The sequence below is a fragment of the Bradyrhizobium sp. USDA 4354 genome (genome assembly GCF_054060315.1).
On the sequence record NZ_JBSSDC010000001.1, the window covers coordinates 5,820,142 to 5,835,862 of the forward strand.

At 65.1% G+C, this 15,721-nt stretch carries 17 protein-coding genes; 10 read left to right on the forward strand and 7 right to left on the reverse strand.

Going from position 1 to position 15,721, the window contains the following annotated elements:
• Position 1: 1 nt before the first annotated feature.
• Both minC and ACVIIV_RS27115 read right to left on the reverse strand, forming a co-directional pair.
• Positions 2-700, reverse strand: a complete 699-nt coding sequence (gene minC, locus ACVIIV_RS27110) for a septum site-determining protein MinC (RefSeq protein ID WP_456748838.1) — start codon at positions 698-700, stop codon at positions 2-4.
• 298 nt (positions 701-998) lie between these two features.
• Positions 999-2,027 (reverse strand): ABC transporter substrate-binding protein, encoded by a 1,029-nt coding sequence (locus ACVIIV_RS27115; RefSeq protein ID WP_456746874.1) that lies wholly within the window; start codon positions 2,025-2,027, stop codon positions 999-1,001.
• Positions 2,028-2,127: 100 nt separating this feature from the next.
• Between ACVIIV_RS27115 and ACVIIV_RS27120 the strand changes: the two genes are divergently transcribed.
• The 6 genes from ACVIIV_RS27120 (at position 2,128) to ACVIIV_RS27145 (ending at position 7,336) form a co-directional block, all read left to right on the forward strand.
• On the forward strand, positions 2,128-2,775 hold the full coding sequence (locus tag ACVIIV_RS27120; RefSeq protein ID WP_456746875.1) for a TetR/AcrR family transcriptional regulator: 648 nt from the start codon (positions 2,128-2,130) through the stop codon (positions 2,773-2,775).
• 83 nt (positions 2,776-2,858) lie between these two features.
• Complete coding sequence (locus ACVIIV_RS27125) at positions 2,859-3,629, forward strand: ABC transporter permease (protein WP_456746876.1); 771 nt, start codon at positions 2,859-2,861, stop codon at positions 3,627-3,629.
• 26 nt (positions 3,630-3,655) lie between these two features.
• A complete protein-coding gene (locus ACVIIV_RS27130; RefSeq protein ID WP_456746877.1) occupies positions 3,656-4,693 on the forward strand; it encodes an NAD-dependent epimerase/dehydratase family protein in 1,038 nt (345 codons plus the stop codon).
• Positions 4,680-5,504 carry a GNAT family N-acetyltransferase gene (locus ACVIIV_RS27135; RefSeq protein WP_456746878.1) on the forward strand — a complete coding sequence of 275 codons (825 nt, stop codon included), beginning with the start codon at positions 4,680-4,682 and terminating at the stop codon, positions 5,502-5,504. The genes ACVIIV_RS27130 and ACVIIV_RS27135 overlap by 14 nt, the downstream gene beginning before the upstream one ends.
• Positions 5,505-5,510: 6 nt before the next feature.
• Positions 5,511-6,566 (forward strand): dihydrodipicolinate synthase family protein, encoded by a 1,056-nt coding sequence (locus ACVIIV_RS27140; RefSeq protein WP_456746879.1) that lies wholly within the window; start codon positions 5,511-5,513, stop codon positions 6,564-6,566.
• Positions 6,554-7,336: an ABC transporter ATP-binding protein gene (locus ACVIIV_RS27145; protein ID WP_456746880.1), complete on the forward strand. Its 783-nt coding sequence runs from the start codon at positions 6,554-6,556 to the stop codon at positions 7,334-7,336. The genes ACVIIV_RS27140 and ACVIIV_RS27145 overlap by 13 nt, the downstream gene beginning before the upstream one ends.
• Before the next feature lie 148 nt (positions 7,337-7,484).
• On the opposite strand, the gene ACVIIV_RS27150 is transcribed toward ACVIIV_RS27145, so the two are convergent.
• The 3 genes from ACVIIV_RS27150 to ACVIIV_RS27160 form a co-directional block, all read right to left on the reverse strand.
• Complete coding sequence (locus tag ACVIIV_RS27150) at positions 7,485-8,576, reverse strand: TRAP transporter substrate-binding protein (RefSeq protein WP_456746881.1); 1,092 nt, start codon at positions 8,574-8,576, stop codon at positions 7,485-7,487.
• A gap of 159 nt (positions 8,577-8,735) precedes the next feature.
• Entirely contained in the window at positions 8,736-8,993 is a 258-nt protein-coding gene (locus ACVIIV_RS27155) for a hypothetical protein (RefSeq protein WP_061021784.1), read from the reverse strand.
• Positions 8,994-9,061: 68 nt separating this feature from the next.
• Complete coding sequence (locus ACVIIV_RS27160; protein ID WP_456746882.1) at positions 9,062-10,015, reverse strand: DUF2778 domain-containing protein; 954 nt, start codon at positions 10,013-10,015, stop codon at positions 9,062-9,064.
• Between the two features lie 189 nt (positions 10,016-10,204).
• On the opposite strand from ACVIIV_RS27160, the gene ACVIIV_RS27165 reads away from it, so the two are divergent.
• Positions 10,205-10,639: a DUF1810 domain-containing protein gene (locus tag ACVIIV_RS27165; RefSeq protein ID WP_456746883.1), complete on the forward strand. Its 435-nt coding sequence runs from the start codon at positions 10,205-10,207 to the stop codon at positions 10,637-10,639.
• 4 nt (positions 10,640-10,643) lie between these two features.
• Here the strand turns inward: ACVIIV_RS27165 and ACVIIV_RS27170 are convergent, their stop codons facing one another.
• Together ACVIIV_RS27170 and ACVIIV_RS27175 are read right to left on the reverse strand one after the other, a co-directional pair.
• Positions 10,644-11,420 carry a crotonase/enoyl-CoA hydratase family protein gene (locus tag ACVIIV_RS27170; protein WP_456746884.1) on the reverse strand — a complete coding sequence of 259 codons (777 nt, stop codon included), beginning with the start codon at positions 11,418-11,420 and terminating at the stop codon, positions 10,644-10,646.
• Positions 11,421-11,456: 36 nt separating this feature from the next.
• Complete coding sequence (locus ACVIIV_RS27175; RefSeq protein WP_456746885.1) at positions 11,457-11,939, reverse strand: tautomerase family protein; 483 nt, start codon at positions 11,937-11,939, stop codon at positions 11,457-11,459.
• A 126-nt stretch (positions 11,940-12,065) separates the two neighbouring features.
• On the opposite strand from ACVIIV_RS27175, the gene ACVIIV_RS27180 reads away from it, so the two are divergent.
• From ACVIIV_RS27180 to ACVIIV_RS27190, 3 genes are all read left to right on the forward strand, one after another.
• Positions 12,066-12,653, forward strand: a complete 588-nt coding sequence (locus ACVIIV_RS27180; protein ID WP_456746886.1) for a helix-turn-helix domain-containing protein — start codon at positions 12,066-12,068, stop codon at positions 12,651-12,653.
• A 15-nt stretch (positions 12,654-12,668) separates the two neighbouring features.
• On the forward strand, positions 12,669-13,454 hold the full coding sequence (locus ACVIIV_RS27185; RefSeq protein ID WP_456746887.1) for a 2-keto-4-pentenoate hydratase: 786 nt from the start codon (positions 12,669-12,671) through the stop codon (positions 13,452-13,454).
• A gap of 101 nt (positions 13,455-13,555) precedes the next feature.
• Entirely contained in the window at positions 13,556-15,637 is a 2,082-nt protein-coding gene (locus tag ACVIIV_RS27190) for a methyl-accepting chemotaxis protein (protein ID WP_456746888.1), read from the forward strand.
• The last annotated feature ends 84 nt before the right edge of the window (positions 15,638-15,721 follow it).

Here is a 15,721-nt window from a genome sequence, read left to right on the forward strand (position 1 = left end):
GTCAGTTCAGTGCTGTAATTCGCATGGTATTCCCCTGCAGCCAGGCCTGCGCCGGCTTGCCGCGCAAGGCGGCGTCGATGTCGTCCGCAGTCTGGTAAAACCCATCGATTGCAAGCAGTTCGGCTTCGATCTTCTGACAATAGATGCGCGCGCTGGTGTGTCCGTTCACGCCCGCCATCGCGCGGCCGCGCAGCGCGCCGTAGACATGGATGGAGCCGCCGGCGACGACCTCGGCACCAGACCCGACCGAGCCGAGAATGGTGACGTCGCCGTCCGGGAAGATCACGGTCTGCCCCGAGCGCACGGGGTTTTCCAGCAGCAGCGAGGTCGATTTGGTCTCGGCCTTCGCGTCGGCCTTCTTCGGCGCGCTCGGCTCGACCACGCAGCTGCGCCCGCCGGACAGCAGCGGCGGCATCATGGGCGTCAGCCGCCCCTCCTCCACGCCTTCGATGCCGAGCACGCGGATGTTGCGGTCCTGCAGGCTGGTGAGCAGATGGCCGATGCCGGCCTGGCTGAGATCGACCGAGGACAGGTCGATCACCACGGGCCGGCCGGCGAAGAAACCCGGCGAGCGCGCGATGGTGGCGTCGATCTCATGCAGCCAGTCCTGGACCGGAACCGTCGGCGTGAACACGAAAGCCACATAGGAGCGCCCGCGCAGGCGCACCATTTGACGTTGGACTTTTGCTGCAGCCTCCATCACGGCCGACTCGTTCCCTGTTATTGAATGGTTAACGATGCGGCGGATATGGTTAACGGCGAGTTAATTTCTCCGCGGGGTAAGTGGGGTGGTTAGCTGGCTGGTCGGCGCTCTGGATCCCGTCATCCTGAGGTGCGACTGGCGCGATGCTCAAGCATCGCGCCGGGAGCCTCGAAGGATGCACGGCCCCCATGCAGCCGGGCCGTCGCCCTTCGAGGGCCGCTGAAGAAGCGGCCGCCTCAGGGTGACGGGACGCAGAGCTGCTCGCAATCACGAGGACCGACGATGAGCCCGTCCCCTACTTCTTCACCTTGCTCGCATCCATCTTGATGCTCGGATCGAGCATCCTGGTCGTGAACGCCGTCGTCACGTCGAACGGCTTCTCCATGCCGAGATAGGTCTGGACCAGCTCGTAGTCCTTCTTCATCCGCTCGCCGTCGATCCAGCCGAGACCCTTGGTGGTCGTGAACTCGTCGGTCATCAGGAATTTGATGCGCTCCCACTGGCGCTCCTGGTTCTCCTTGTCGAGACCGGAGACCTGGTCGAGCAGCGCCTTCAGACACGGCGTGACGTCGGCAACGCATGCCGCAAAGGCCTTCTGCGTGACGCGCACGAAGTCTTCGACGACCTTCGGGTTCTTCTGCAAGTAAGCGCCGTTGACGATCAGCGAATTGCCGTAAGGGTTGAGCCCGATGTCTTTCCAGTTGACGTAGCCGAGATCGGGCCCGAACTCGATGACCTTCAGGTCGTGCTCATTGTAGAAGTCGCTGATGATGTCGACGGTGTGGCTCTTCAGGGCTGCGATCTTCGCGGTCGGGCCGACATTGACGAAGCCGACGGAGTCGGGCGCAAGCCCTGCCGCCTTGGCAAAGGCCGGCCACATCACGCGCGAGGCATCGCCGGGCGGATTGCCGATCTTGTGGCCGGCGAAATCCTTCACCCCGTTCACGCCGTAGCTCTTCAGCCAGTAGAAGGTCTGGCCGGTATTGGCATAGACGCTCATCACCGCAACCGTGTCGGCGCCTTTGCTCTTGGCCACCAGCATGGTGGCGAGATCGGCGACGCCGAACGGCGAGCCGCCCGAGCCGACCTTGGCAGCGGAGACGCCGGAACCCTTGCCGGTCTCGATGGTGAGATCGATGCCTGCCTTCTCGTACCAGCCCTGCGCCTTGGCGTAATAATAGGGCGAGTGGTCGGCCGTCGGCGTCCAGTTCAGGATCAGATTGACGGCTTCTCCCGCATGCGCGGGCACCGCCGACACACCGAGCCCCAGGGCCAACATCAAGGCCAACATCAGGGCCGAGCCCACCGCCTGCAAACGCTTCATCGCATCTCTCCTCGTTGCCGCGACCCGGCTTGTCGCTCTCCCCTTGTGAGGATACCAATGCAACAAGCCCGCCCCTCACTTGTCAACTGTTTGGTTGGAAATGCCCGCAAAACGATCTGGCGACACCGTGCCGCAGCGCCGCGACCCCGTCGCCACCCGCAAGAAGCTCCTGACCGCGGCGCGCCAGGAATTCGCCCGGCACGGGCTTGCGGGCGCCCGCGTCGACGAGATCGCCGAGCGCGCCGGCGTCAACAAGCAGCTCGTCTACCACTATTTCGGCGACAAGGACGCGCTGTACCTCGCCGTGCTCGAATGGGTCTATGAGGACATCCGCGAGCAGGAGCGCAGGCTCAATCTCGAAGGCCTGCCGCCGGACGAGGCGATCCGCAAGCTGATCGAAGCTTCGTTCGATCACCTGGCGGCAAACCCTGATTTCATCGTGCTTTTGAACGACGAGAACCGCGGCGGCGCCCGCCATGTCCGCGGCTCGACCCGGCTGGAAGCGATGCACTCGCCGCTCGTTAGAAGCGTCTCCCACATCCTCAACGAGGGGGTGCGCTCGGGCGTGTTCCGCAAGGGGATCGATCCCGTCCAGCTCTATATCTCGATTGCGGGCCTCAGCTATTTCTTCTTCTCCAACACGCCGACACTGTCGGCGATCTTCGGCAAGGATCTGTCGAGCCGCGCCCAGCGCCGCGCCCGGCGCCGGCACGTCGCCGACCTCGTGCTGCAGTCGCTCCGGCCGTAATCAACCAACTGGTTGAAACTTCGATCGAGGACGGCTAGGCTTGCGACCTGCGGCAGGGTGGCCGCGCCAACAGGGAGCAATCGGTGGCAGGAGACAGCGCACGCAGCTCGCGCAGCTTTGCGATCATCCTGATCGTGCATCTCGCCGTGCTCGTGCTCTGGCAGGTCGCGGTCGACGCCTTCCACGTGCCGAAATTCATCCTGCCCTCGCCGCTCGCGACAGTGCAGACGCTGGGGACGGCGAGCTACGCCTGGGGCGCCAACACGCTGGTGACGGCGATCGAGATCCTCGGCGGCTTCGCGCTGGGTGCATTCGTCGGCGTGGCGCTCGCCGTGATCTTCAGCTGGGCACCGCTGCTTAGCCTCGTGCTGCTGCCGCTGTTCGTGACGCTGAACATGATTCCAAAAGTCGCGCTCGGCCCGCTCTTCATCGTGTGGTTCTCCTACGGCATCGTGCCGAACATCCTGATCGCCTTCAGCATCTGCTTCTTTCCGATCCTGCTCACCACCGCGCGGGGCCTGCGCGAGGTCGAGCCTGACCTGCTCGACCTCGTGAAATCGCTGCGCGGCTCGCGCTGGACGCTGTTCCGCAAGATCCAGCTGCCGGGATCGCTGCCTTATGTGTTCTCCGGCATGAAGGTCGGCGCCATCCTGGCGGTCGCCGGCGCCATCGTCGGCGAGTTCATCGCCTCCGAGCGCGGGCTCGGCTACCTCATGATCCAGGTGCAGTCCTCGCTCGACACGCCGGCAATGGTGATGGCGGTCGTGCTGCTGACGCTGCTCGGTGTCGCTCTCTACGGCCTGGTGCTCGCCCTCGAACGCATGTTCGTGGTCGACGACGCAAGACAGACCTGACAACGGCAGAATTGAGGACCAAATCCATGCTGCTCACCCGCCAGACGCTGCCGAAGACCATTCCTGATATCGCAGCCCTCGATGAGCTGCTGTGCCGGCCGACGCTGGCCCTGATCGACGACCTCAAGAAGGTCGAGGGCGACATCATGATTCTCGGCGTCGCCGGCAAGATGGGGCCGACGCTGGCGGGCCTCGCGAAAGCCGCCGCGCCCGATCGCCGCATCATCGGCGTCGCCCGCTTCAGCGATGCCGGCGTGAAGGATTGGCTGCACGCACGCGGCGTCGACACCATCAATTGCGACCTGATGGACGAGAAGGCGATTGCGGCGCTGCCCAAGGCGCCGAACATCATCTTCATGGCCGGTCGCAAGTTCGGCGCCGAGGGCGACTTGTCACTGACCTGGGCGATGAACGCTCATGTGCCGGCGTTGGTCGCGCAGGCCTTTCCCTCCTCGCGCATCGTGGCGTTCTCGACCGGATGTGTTTATCCGTTCGTGCCGGTCGACGGCAAAGGCTCGACCGAGGACATGGCGCCGAACCCGCCCGGCGAATACGCCCAGTCCTGCGTCGGCCGCGAGCGCATGTTCGAATATTTCTCGTGCAAGTTCGGCACACCGGGCCAGCTGTTTCGTCTGAATTACGCGATCGACATGCGCTATGGCGTGCTGCACGACATCGCGACGAAAGTGCTCTCGGGTACGCCGATCGACGTCAGCCTTGGCCATGTCAATTTCATCTGGCAGGGTGATGCGTCGGCACAAGCGCTGCGCTGCCTCGCCCATTGCACGACGCCGACCTCGCCGATCAATGTCAGCGGCCACGAGATTTTGGCGGTGCGCGATCTCGCCCAAAAATTCGGCGCAAGGTTCGGCCGCGCGCCGGTGCTGACGGGCAAGGAGGAGCCGACGGCGTGGCTGACCGATACGTCGAAAGCGATCGCGCTGTTTGGCCTTCCGGTCGTCGACACCGAGCAACTGATCGCCTGGACCGCGGACTGGGTCTCTCGTGCGATGCCGAGCCTCGGTAAGCCCACCAAATACGAGGTGCGCGATGGCCGCTACTGACGAGCCGCCCGTCCTCAAGCTCGGCGTGCAGGACGCGATCGCCGGGCTGGCGCTCTCGACGGAAGCGCATTGGAACCAGACCGAAGAGGACTGGCGCGTCTTTCTGCGCGATGGTGTCGTGTTCGGCATCCGCGACGGCGCGCGACTGGTCGCCACCGCGGCACTGCTGCCCTATTCCGGCAACAACGCCTGGATCAGCATGGTGCTGGTATCAGGCACGCACCGCCGTCGCGGCCTCGCAACGCGTCTGCTCGATGCCTGCCTGGAAACGACGCGCAAGAATGGCCTGACCAGCTGGCTCGATGCGACGCCCGACGGCGCCGCGGTCTACGGACCGATGGGGTTCACGCCGACGCTGCAATTGCGACGGCTGAAGCTGGCGAGGCCTGGGCGAGTCGAAGCCCCGCCATCATCATCATCCGCAACGCTCGATGCGCTCGTTATGCGGGACCGGCGCGCCACAGGTTTCGACCGGACCGCTTTGCTGACCGCCTTCGCGCAGCGCTCCGGGTCACGCATCGTCGCAGCAAACGGATCCATCGCGCTGGTCCGTCACGGCCGAACCGCGCGCCATATCGGCCCGTTATTCGCCGATGATGCCGCCGAAGCGCTGGCCCTGGTTGATGCGATCGCGCGATCCGAGAACGGCCCGCTCCTGCTCGACGCCGTCGCGTCACAAGCTGCGTTCCTGGAAGGATTGACCACGTCCGGCTGGACCATCGAGCGGCCGTTTCAGCGCATGCGGCTCGGCCCCGCCACCATCGCTGCCGAGGAAATGCCATTCGCCGTCGCCGGCCCCGAATTCGGATAGGACATCATGCACCACAGCCAGATCAACAGCGACGTCCGCAAGCTGATCGCCGAGGGCACCGTGCTGCCGGCACATCCCCTCGCCCTCACCGCCGAGCGCCAGCTCGACAAGACGCACCAGCGCGCGCTGACACGCTATTACATCGACGCCGGCGCGGGCGGCCTTGCCGTCGGCGTGCACACGACCCAGTTCGCGATCCGCGACGTCGGCCTCTATCGGCCCGTGCTCGAGCTCGCCGCCGAGACCGCAGCCAACTGGACCAAGCGGCCGCTAGCGCTGGTCGCGGGTCTTGCTGGGCCAACCAGCCAGGCAACCGCCGAGGCCGGCACCGCGCGCGACATCGGCTATCATGCCGGCCTGCTCAGCCTCGCCGCGATGAAGAACGCCTCCGAGGACGAGATCATCGCGCATTGCACGTCGGTGGCGGCCGAGATTCCGCTGGTCGGCTTCTACCTCCAGCCGGCCGTCGGCGGCGTCATCCTGTCGAGCCGGTTCTGGCAACGTTTCGCCGCGATCGACAATGTCATCGCGATCAAGGTCGCGCCGTTCAACCGCTATCGTACGCTCGACGTGCTCCGCGGTGTCGCAGCCGCCGGCGCGCTCGACCGCGTCGCGCTCTACACCGGCAATGACGATCACATCCTGCTCGACCTGATATTGCCGTTCGATCTCCGCGACAACGGCGTGACCACCCGCACCTATTTCAAGGGCGGCCTGCTCGGCCACTGGTCGGTCTGGACGGCGAGCGCCATCAAGCAGTTCGAGCGCTGCAAGGCGGCACGGCACAAGGACAGCGTACCCGCCGACCTGCTTGCGCTCGATGCCCGCGTCACCGATTGCAACAGCGCCTTCTTCGATGTCGCCAACAATTTTCACGGCTGCATCGCCGGCTGTCACGAGGTGCTGCGACGCCAGGGTCTGATGCGGGGCCTGTGGTGTCTCGATCCGAACGAGGGCCTCAGCCCAGGCCAGAAGGAGGAGATCGACCGCGTCACGCGCGAGCACGCCGACCTCAGCGACGATGCCTTCGTCGCCGCGAACTTGAACAAATGGCTGGCATGAGCTCAGACCCATTCATCAGCCTGCAAGGCGTCCGCAAGCTCTACCGTAGCGGCGGCGCGGAGTTTCTCGCCGTGTCCGACGTTACCATGGATGTGGCTGAAGGTGAGCTGGTCTCGTTGGTCGGCCCGTCCGGCTGCGGCAAGACCACGGTGATGAAGATCCTGGCCGGCCTGCACGACGCCGATGGCGGCACGGTGAGGATCGGCAATGCCAAAAGCCCGTTCGATCCGACCCGCGACATCGGCATGGTGTTCCAGCAGGCGTTGCTCCTGAAGTGGCGAACCATCCTGGACAACGTGCTGCTGCCGGCCGAGATCGTCGGCCTGCCGATGAAGGCCGCGCGCGAGCGGGCGCGCGATCTGCTCAATCTGGTTGGCCTTGCCGGCTACGAGCAGAAATATCCGCAGCAGCTCTCCGGCGGCATGCAGCAGCGCACCGCGATCGCGCGCGCCTTCATCCACGATCCAAAGCTGATCCTGATGGACGAGCCGTTCGGCGCACTGGATGCGTTGACGCGCGAGCAGATGAATCTGGAGATGCTGCGGATCTGGCGCGAGAGCGGCAAGACCATCATCTTCGTCACGCATTCGATCCAGGAAGCCGTCTTCCTGTCCTCGCATTGCGCGGTGCTGACCGCGGGACCTGCGAAGATGGCCGACTATTTCGCGATCGACCTGCCCTTCCCGCGCGACCTGCCGCTGAAGACGACGGACGCGTTCGGAGCGTATGCAAGGCGGATATATGCGAAGCTGGGATTGGGCGCGGCGTAGTTCACCACACGATCAGTCCCGTAGGGTGGGCAAAGCGCAAGCGTGCCCACCATTGCACGTGACGCAAAGAACGTGGGCACGGCAAGGGCGCCTTTGCCCACCCTACGAGAGCCGGGCGCGGCGTAAACACCGCGCCCTCTTCTTGCAATCAGGCCTTGTTGCGCATCTTGCTGAGCAGATAGTTGTCGTAAAAATTCTCCGCGATCTGCGTGTAGAACAAGAGCTCCTTCATATAGGCGTCGTGGCTCTCCTTGGTCCGCTTGAACAGGTCGCTTTTGGCGGCGAGCTCGTTCAGATGGTCCTGGTTCGCGTTGTAGCAGGCCTCCAACACCGGTTGCGGAAATGCCTTCAGCTCCGCACCATTGGCGATCAGCCGCTTCAGCGCCGCCGGATTCACGCTGTCGTATTTTTCCAGCATCCAGGCGCCGGCCGCCGAGCCCGCCTGGTTGACGATCGCCTGATATTGCTTCGGCAGCGAAGCCCATTTCTCGTCGTTGACGATCATGTGCAGCATGGCGCCGCCCTCCCACCAGCCAGGGAAGTAGTAGTACTTGGCGACCTTCTGGAAGCCGAGCTTCTCGTCGTCATAGGGACCGACGAACTCGGCCGCATCGATCGTGCCTTTCTCGAGGGCCGGATACACGTCACCTCCGGCGATCTGCTGCGGAACGACGCCGAGCCTTGCCAGCACGTGGCCGCCCATGCCTGCGATGCGGAATTTGAGACCCTTGAGGTCGTCGACGGTCTTGATCTCCTTGCGGAACCAGCCGCCCATCTGGGTGCCAGAATTGCCGCAGAGGATGGCATGGGCCTTGAAAGGCCTGAGCGCCTCATTGGTGAGATCAGCGCCGCCGCCGAAATGCCACCAGGATTCCTGATGGCGATGGTTCATGCCGAACGGCGCGCCGGTGGCATAGGCCAGCGCCGGCTCCTTGCCGATGTAGAAATAGAGCGGCGTCTGCGCCATCTCCACCGATGCGGTGCTGACGGCATCGAGCGCCTGCAGGCCGGGCACGAGCTCGCCGGCGGCAAAGGTCTGGATCTGGAATTTGTTGTCGGTGGCCTCAGCGACGTATTTCGCAAAGGTCTGCGCCGTGCCGTAGATGGTGTCGAGCGACTTCGGGAAGCTCGAGGTCAGGCGCCATTTGATCTCGGGCGCACTCTGCGCGATCGCAGGTGCAGCGACCAGCGTCGCAGCGCCGGCGACTGCGCCGCCCCTAAGGAATGTACGGCGTTTCATGATGGGTCTCTCCCTTGAAGCAAGTTTCAAACGTATGGGCTTTACGGCGACGGTCTTCGCGGACCGTTTGCCCGTTCCTTCAGCGGAGTTCAAGATGCGCGCGGAACGGCCGTAGCCCGGATTACGCTTGCGCTCCATCCAGGCTGCAAGGCCCCTGCTTCAAAGCAGCTTCGCGCTGACGAACAGCGCGCGCACCGCGTTGGTCGCCTGCACCGCCAGCATGGCGTTATCGGCGGCACCTTCCAGAGCCGCGACGGCGTCCTCGTGCAGGGAGCGAAATTCCATCCACTCGACCGACTTGAAATTGGTGAGGAATTGATAGGCTTGACCGACGGTCGCGATCGCCAACGTGTCACCGTTCAGCTTGATCTTGAACGTCGTGCGCAGCGGAGTTTCGGAACTTGATGGATCACTCATGAGCTGCTTCTGGACGAGGACGGTTTAACGAAGGGGAAACGGCAGCCCCCCGCCGTCGCAGGCGAATATCAGGAATCGGTGCTCGCGCGCTGCGAAGCGGTCGCCGCCCCGCGCAGGTTCGGCACCACGACCAGGCGGTTGAACTCGCCATTGTCGTAGGCCTTGAGGAAGCGGTCATAATCCTTGATCGAGACGCAGCCGTTGGAATCGCCGCGCGGCCCGAGCAAGTAGTTGTGGGTGAGCAGACCGACGCGGCCAAGCGCGCTGGTGCCGTCGACCGGAGTCATGCGCAGCGCCCGGACACCGTGGAACAGCTTTTCGCGCGGCTTCAAATCATAGGTCGCCGGCGGCGTCGCGCCGACCATCCGCCGGTCGACGTGATCGGGGTCGTCCATCAGCGCGCCCAGGCCGGAATGGGCTTCCAGCGCCACGCCGTTCGGCAGGTAGACCGCCTTGGCCGAGATGTCATAGACCGCGGTGCGCGAATCGTAGCCGAGGGCGGCAAGATCCGGCGCCTTGCTGAACAGGCCGTCGCCGGGCGTCAGCGAGGCCAGCTTGATCTTGTCCGTGAATTTCTCGAAGAAATTGCGGTTGTCGACCCTGGGGCTGGTCTCCGCATAGGATTGGCTGGAGGCGATCTGGGCGGAGAAGTCCGCCTGGACCGGACGCGAGCGCGGCATCGGAATGGCGTCGGCGCGGTGCTGCGAGGGTCTCGCCTCCTCGGCCGCGGAGCCGTCGTCCTCGGTCAGGATCGAGCGCCAGTCGTCGCCCTGGAGCCTCTGGGCGAGCATCGCCTTGGCGTCCCTCAGCTTGAGCTGGACCGCATTCACGGCGGAGCGCTCCAGCGCCCGCAGGCCGAGCTCGCGGGTCGGCGGGCTGCCGGAGGCCGACGCGAAACGGTCCTCGAATGAAGGGGCCTTCGCCGGCGGCAAGGCGGCGGAGACCAGCGGAGTCGAATCGCCCATATCCGCGACCCACGCGGCAGCGCCCAGCGCCAGCGCGATCGCTGCCAGAGACAGCATAACCGTCTCGGCGCGCCCGACACGGCGGCGCGACAACAGCCTCTCGGCATGTGCAGCGTCGGAAACCATCAGATCCCCAAATCGACCCCCGGGGGTATCCACCCCCACCCGGAGACTCTATACCAGCTACCACATTGGGAGCCAAAAGTTAGGCATAATCGCGGCCGGCAAGCCCTCCTAAGGTATCCAATGACCGATCCATTCGATCTCAACCGCTTTGTCCGGGCCCAGGACCCGGTCTATCGCGACGTCCAGGGCGAGCTGGCCCGGGGCCGGAAGCAGACTCACTGGATGTGGTTCATCTTCCCGCAGGTCGCAGGCCTCGGCTTCAGCGCCATGTCGCAGCGCTACGCCATCGGCTCCCGCGCGGAGGCCGAAGCTTACCTCGCCCACCCCACCCTCGGGGGGCGCCTGATCGAATGCACGCGACTCGTGCTCGCAGTCGAGGGCCGGACCATCAACGCGATCCTCGGCGCGCCGGATGACGCGAAATTCCGCTCGTCGATGACGCTGTTCGGCGCGGTGTCCAATGAGCCCTTCGATCAGGCGATTGCCCGATATTTCGCGGGCGAACGCGACGGCGCCACGCTCGAGCTCCTGTCGAAGCTCGACCGGCGGGCGTAGCGGTTCAGCGTCCCTGGAAGACGGCCGCGCGCCGCTCGATGAAAGACTGAATGCCTTCCTTCGCATCCGCGGTGCCGAGCACGCGGCCGCGAATTTGGGGGATGTAGGCGATCGCCGCCGCCTCGCCGCTCTCGACATATTTGGCTGCCGCTTCCTTGGTGACCTGGATGCCGAGCGGCGCATTGCGCGCGATGATGGCAGCGAGCGCCATTGCCCGCCCCACCTGCTCTCCCGGCGGCACGACCTCCTGGACGAGACCGATCGCGTGGGCGCGCTCGGCCGAGAACTCGTCGCACAGAAACAGGTGATACATCGCATCGCCCCAGCCGGCGCGCGAGAGAAAGCGGAAATGCGCGCCGCCGAGAGGCGCGATGCCGCGCTTGGCTTCCATCTGGCAGAAGTGCGCATCCGCGGCCGCCACCACGATGTCTCCGGCGAGCATCAGCTCGATGCCGATGGTGAACACGATGCCCTGCACCGCGGTGACGACTGGCTTGCGGCAGCGCTTGGCAAGTCTGAACGGATCGACATTGCCCTCCTTGATGTTGCGCTTCTCGGCGGAAGGCCCGAAGAATTTCGGCATGTCGAGACCGGCGGTGAAATCACTGCCCTCGGCGCAGATCACGCCGACGCGGTAGATCTCGTTATCGTGCAACTCGGTCAAAGCATCGGACAATTGCTCCATCATCAGTGGCGTGAACGCGTTCTTCTTCGCGGAATTGTCGATGACGATCTTGAGCACCTGGCCGTGCACTTCGGTGCGGATGTGTCCCTCGCTCATGCGCTTCTCTCCGGATGGGTTGGTGTTTGGAACAAGTCAGGCCGGCCGCAGAATCGCAGCCCGAATTGCGCTGATCCGCTGAGGCGTGAACACGCCGGAGTCCAGGAGCTGAAGAATGGAGAGCACGCCGCCCCGCGATCCCCAGCTTCCCTCCTCGATGATCTCGAAATTGACCCACCAGGTCGGTGCCGGCGCCTGCATTCCACAGGCCTCCGCGAGCCGGGCGAGTACGTTGCGGATCACCTCGGCCCGCACCTCCGCTGGCCAGGCTGCGTTCATCACCGCGATGTTGATCGTCATGATGTCGCGAGGATCGTCCTGATCGGACAGAAGCCGCCCGCCAATTGCCATGCAATCAGCCGGCAGGTCGTGGAAATGGACCTGAAAGCCCATTCGCGCGGCCGGCATGTGCTGGCCAACTTCCGGTTCGAGCACGGCGTCGGTCAGGCTTTCCGCGAGACGGCGGCGCTGCGCCAGGCTGAGCCGGCCGGCGGGCGCGGTCACGGTGACGATGGTCAAACGACATCCCCTTTCCACGATTATGACAATCGTCATATCCCAGCACCACTTGCCTATGTCAAGTGTCATAGTCTAGATGGGAAGCCACATGCGGGACTTCAGATGACTTCCAGCACACGCGACAAGATGATTGCCGGCGCCGCCGAACTGATGAGCCGGCGCGGCGTCAACGCCACCAGCATGCGCGACGTCGTGCGCCATACGGCAACGCCACGCGGCTCGATCAGTCACCACTTTCCGGACGGCAAGCGGCAGTTGATTGCCGCGGCGGTGGCGTTTGCCGGCAAGCAGGTTTCCATTCCCCTGGAGAAAGCCATGAACGACCGCGGTGTCATCGGCGGCCTCAAAGCTTTCGTCGCATCATGGCGCCGCCAGCTGGAAGCGACCGGCTTCGAGGCCGGTTGCCCGGTGCTCGCCGTCGCCGTCGATCGCTATGTTGGTGAGGCGTCGGACGAGGACGGCGAGACCGCGCAGCAGCATCTGCTCGATCTCGCCGACGGCGTGTTCGCCGATTGGCGACAGATCATGCGCGCCGCCTTGCTGCGCGAAGGGCTGACCGCGCATCGCGCAGAGCGGCTTGCAACGCTCGTCGTCGCCTCGATCGAAGGCACGGTTGCGATGTGCCGCGCCAGCCGTAGCGCGAACGCGCTCGATCAGGTCGAAGAGGAGCTGCAGATGGTGCTGACCGCCGCCCTGACCCAAACAACCAAATAGATTGGATACGCAGCGATGGATTTGTCACGACAACGCGAACTCGCCCGTCAGCTCGCCACTTTGCGCCGCGAAGGCAGGCAACAAAGCGGCCTCGACGAGCGGTTGGTGCCACCGGACGCCGACACGGCGTACCGCGTGGCGCAGATGGTGGAGGAGGAACTGGGCTGGGAGGTCGTTGGCTGGAAGATCGCGGGCATGAAGCCGGGGCTCCAGCGCCAGCTTCGCATCTCATCCCCGATCTACGGGCGAGTGTTCGCGCCCCTGGTCAAGGCCTCGCCTGCAAACGTCGAGCACGCCCGGCAATGCAGCCCAATTCCAGAAGTCGAATACCAGGCTCGCCTCGGCGCCGACCTGCTTCCGCGCGCGAAGCCCTACACGGTGGAAGAGGTCGGCGATGCCGTTGCTTCGCTGCATCCCGGCCTCGAGCTCGCCGAATGTCGCTTCGTTCACGATGCGGCGTTTCCACCGATGCCCGCGATCGTGGCCGACGGCTCTGGATCGGGAACGATCGTCCTTGGAGAGTCCATTGCCGACTGGCGCAGCCGCGACATTGCGAATCAGGACGTTGTTCTGAATTGCAACGGCGCCGAGAGACGCCGCGGCACCGCGGCGGAAGCGATCGACCATCCTCTGGTGCCGCTCGCCTGGCTCGCCAACGAGCTGTCGCGGACCGGCATCGGCCTCAAGGCGGGTCAGACCGTCAGCACGGGCACGCTGACCGGCATGCTGAGGCCGAAGGCAGGCGAAACCTACGTCGCCGATTTTGGTCCGCTGGGAACAGTAAGCGCGACCTACAGCTGAGGCGGGGGTCCGGCGGCACAGAGCGTAAACCCGCGATTAACATCAGCTGCCTATTGTTCGGGCAAAATAATTCTCCCCGCGCCAATTGCCGGACTGCGCCCATGAAAATCGGTACGCTCCTGACCACCGCCATCGCCTCACTCTCGACCGTGGGCGGCGGCCTCGCGGTCTACGTTGCGGTGACGAAGTACCAGACGATGGAGCGCATCACCGAGGCGCAAGGCCGGCTTGCGATCGTCCGCGCCGTCAGCGACATCCCGCGTTATCTCAATCCCGAACGCGGCTTTTCCACCAACATCCTCTACGGGCCTGCGACGATCGATCCCGCGCTGCTTGCCGAGCAGGACAAGCTGCGCAAGCAGACCGACGGCGCCCGCGACAAGATGAATGCGCTGCGCAAGGAACTGCCCGGCTCGTTCGACGACGGCACCACCATCGGCAGCAACATCGACGGGCTCAATGCGAAGTTCACGGCACTGCGCGACGCGATCGACAAGGCGCTGGCCGGGCCGGCCGAGGCACGCAAGGACGCGGCCAAGAAGATCGTTGCGGACAACGCCGTGCTCAACAGCGGCGTGACCGCGCTGCTCAACGAGCAGGTCCGCCGCATGGCGATCCTGAACGGCGACGCCTACCGGCAGGCCAGCTACGCCAACACCGCCATGACATTGCGCGACGTCGGCGGCTTCAACTCCAGCCTGCACAAGAATCTCGTCGGAGGGAAGAAACCGGCGACCGACGGCGAGAAGGCCGACATCGGCCGCTCGCAGGGTCGCAACGATCAGCTCGTGATGGCGCTGCTGGAATTGCGCGGCAATCCGGCGACGCCGGCCAACGTCGCCGCGGCGCTGGAGAAGTTCAATTCGGTCTATGTCGAGGAGTTCGGCCGCGAGCTCAAGCTGGTGAAGGACGGCGCTGTCACCGGCAAGTACGAGCACGACGTGGACACCTATTACGCCGCCACGCAGCGCGGCCTCGGCACCATCATCGAGGTCCGCAACGCCTTCTACGACAATGCCGAGCAGATCCTCGCCGGGGCTTCCTCGGCCGCACGCTCCAGCTTCACGGTCGCGCTCGCCGGCCTTCTCGCCGTGCTGATCGCGAGCGTCGGCCTCATCGTGATGGTTCGCCGCCGCGTCTGCGCGCCGATCGTGACCCTGACGACGCGGATGTCACGGCTCGCCGATGGCGAGGTCGCGGAAAGCATTCCCGGCGCCGAGCGTTCCGACGAGATCGGGGCGATGGCCGCGGCGGTTCAGGTGTTCAAGGACAACATGATCCGAGCCGACCGGCTCGCCGCGGAGAAGCAGGCCGAGAATGACGGCAAGATGCGCCGCGCACAGGCGCTCGACGATCTCACCCGCGCCTTCGAGGCCAAGGTCACGGAGCTGGTCGGCGGCCTGTCCCGGGCCTCCGCCACCATGGAAAGCACCGCGCAGTCGATGACCTCGACGGCGGCGCAGACCAACAGCCAGGCCGCGGTGGTCGCCACCGCCTCCGAACAGACCTCGACCAACGTACAGACCGTCGCCAGCGCCACGGAAGAGCTGACCTCCTCGATCGCGGAGATCGGCCGTCAAGTCGCCCAAAGCACCGAGATTGCGACCCGCGCCGTCGACAACGCCCGCCGCACCGGCGACACCGCCCGCGCACTCGCCGAGGGCGCCCAGAAGATCGGCGACGTCGTCACGCTGATCCAGAGCATCGCCGAGCAGACCAACCTGCTCGCCCTGAACGCGACCATTGAGGCCGCCCGTGCCGGCGACGCCGGCCGCGGCTTTGCCGTGGTCGCCTCCGAAGTGAAATCGCTGGCCGGCCAGACCGCCAAGGCCACCACCGAGATCTCCGAACAGATCACCGCGATCCAGACCGCGAGCGACGAGACCGTGGCCGCGATCCGCAACGTCGCCGATGTCATCGCCGAGATCGACCAGATCGGCACCGCGATTGCCGCCGCGATCGAGGAACAGGGATCGGCCACCAAGGAGATCGCCCGCAGCGTCCAGGAGGCCGCCCGCGGCACCCAGGAGGTGAACAGCAACATCTCCGGCGTGCAGCGCGCCGCCGACGACACGGGAGCCGCCGCGAGGGAGGTGCTGGGCGCCGCCGAGCAGCTCTCGATGCAGTCACGAGATCTTGCCGGACAGTTCGACCGCTTCCTCGGCGAGGTCAGGGCGGCGTAAGAACAACACGCGCGTCAATGAACGATCCGCCGCGGGGCTCCTTGCACCTCTCCCGTAGGCAGAGGTCGGAGCGCATCGAAGATG

Excerpts from the sequence above, each read along its gene's own strand:
- minC (WP_456748838.1), bottom strand. The coding sequence starts at position 700 with ATGGAGGCTGCAGCAAAAGTCCAACGTCAAATGGTGCGCCTGCGCGGG.
- ACVIIV_RS27115 (WP_456746874.1), bottom strand. The coding sequence starts at position 2,027 with ATGAAGCGTTTGCAGGCGGTGGGCTCGGCCCTGATGTTGGCCTTGATG.
- ACVIIV_RS27120 (WP_456746875.1), top strand. The coding sequence starts at position 2,128 with ATGCCCGCAAAACGATCTGGCGACACCGTGCCGCAGCGCCGCGACCCC.
- ACVIIV_RS27130 (WP_456746877.1), top strand. The coding sequence starts at position 3,656 with ATGCTGCTCACCCGCCAGACGCTGCCGAAGACCATTCCTGATATCGCA.
- ACVIIV_RS27135 (WP_456746878.1), top strand. The coding sequence starts at position 4,680 with ATGGCCGCTACTGACGAGCCGCCCGTCCTCAAGCTCGGCGTGCAGGAC.
- ACVIIV_RS27140 (WP_456746879.1), top strand. The coding sequence starts at position 5,511 with ATGCACCACAGCCAGATCAACAGCGACGTCCGCAAGCTGATCGCCGAG.
- ACVIIV_RS27145 (WP_456746880.1), top strand. The coding sequence starts at position 6,554 with ATGGCTGGCATGAGCTCAGACCCATTCATCAGCCTGCAAGGCGTCCGC.
- ACVIIV_RS27150 (WP_456746881.1), bottom strand. The coding sequence starts at position 8,576 with ATGAAACGCCGTACATTCCTTAGGGGCGGCGCAGTCGCCGGCGCTGCG.
- ACVIIV_RS27155 (WP_061021784.1), bottom strand. The coding sequence starts at position 8,993 with ATGAGTGATCCATCAAGTTCCGAAACTCCGCTGCGCACGACGTTCAAG.
- ACVIIV_RS27160 (WP_456746882.1), bottom strand. The coding sequence starts at position 10,015 with ATGCTGTCTCTGGCAGCGATCGCGCTGGCGCTGGGCGCTGCCGCGTGG.
- ACVIIV_RS27165 (WP_456746883.1), top strand. The coding sequence starts at position 10,205 with ATGACCGATCCATTCGATCTCAACCGCTTTGTCCGGGCCCAGGACCCG.
- ACVIIV_RS27170 (WP_456746884.1), bottom strand. The coding sequence starts at position 11,420 with ATGAGCGAGGGACACATCCGCACCGAAGTGCACGGCCAGGTGCTCAAG.
- ACVIIV_RS27180 (WP_456746886.1), top strand. The coding sequence starts at position 12,066 with ATGATTGCCGGCGCCGCCGAACTGATGAGCCGGCGCGGCGTCAACGCC.
- ACVIIV_RS27185 (WP_456746887.1), top strand. The coding sequence starts at position 12,669 with ATGGATTTGTCACGACAACGCGAACTCGCCCGTCAGCTCGCCACTTTG.
- ACVIIV_RS27190 (WP_456746888.1), top strand. The coding sequence starts at position 13,556 with ATGAAAATCGGTACGCTCCTGACCACCGCCATCGCCTCACTCTCGACC.